1 protein-coding gene is annotated in these 767 nt (G+C 48.2%); it reads left to right on the top strand.

The features are described from left to right. The first annotated feature begins 168 nt into the window (after positions 1-168). On the top strand, positions 169-765 hold the full coding sequence (locus ACXJ5O_RS28810) for a transglutaminase-like cysteine peptidase (RefSeq protein ID WP_457302889.1): 597 nt from the start codon (positions 169-171) through the stop codon (positions 763-765). Positions 766-767 lie beyond the last annotated feature (2 nt).

Genomic DNA, 767 nt, shown 5'->3' with positions numbered 1-767 from the left:
AATACAATATATATCACATTTAAATAAAATAGTAATATACATTAATACTTAGTTATAGTCTAATTAGTTTATTTTTTGCTACTAACTTGATTCATATTTACTCATCGACATTTCCGCTCGGTCAAACTCTCTCTGCCATTGTCGCCTCAACCGGGGAGACGACGGGAAATGATAAAAAATACAATCTTGCTTGGAGCGGCGTTCTTTTTGATGTGCATGACCGCACAAGCCGATTCGAGCATGGCATTCATGAAGACAGGCGGGCGTACATCTCAGCCGATCGGACATTACGAATTTTGCCAGGCCTACAGAAGCGAATGCAATATAAAGAGCAGCGATAACAGCCCTGCTCACTTAACGCCGAAGATCTGGAACCTCATGGTTCAGATCAACAGCCAAGTGAATGCGCAGATCCAGCCCGCGACAGATATGGACATCTGGGGCAAGGCGGAAGTCTGGTCATATCCCACAACCGTCGGCGATTGCGAAGATTACGTCCTTCTGAAGCGGAAGCTGCTGAACGAGAGCGGCGTGCCGATCAGTGATCTCCTGATTACTGTCGTTCGCCAGATGAATGGCGAAGGCCATGCGGTTCTCACCGTTCGCACGGATCGCGGCGACTACGTTCTCGACAACCTTGAACTGCGCATAAAGCCGTGGAACGAAACCAACTATGATTATTTGAAGCGTCAGGCGGCGAACAATACCGGCGCATGGGTCTCGATCAATGACGACCGCCAGCTCCTGGTCGGCAGTATCAAATAGGG

Source organism: Phyllobacterium sp. P5_D12, assembly GCF_054049495.1.
Note: the sequence above shows the minus strand (reverse complement) of the source record. Positions and strands in the feature narration are given on the sequence as shown.

Excerpts from the sequence above, each read along its gene's own strand:
- ACXJ5O_RS28810 (WP_457302889.1), top strand. The coding sequence starts at position 169 with ATGATAAAAAATACAATCTTGCTTGGAGCGGCGTTCTTTTTGATGTGC.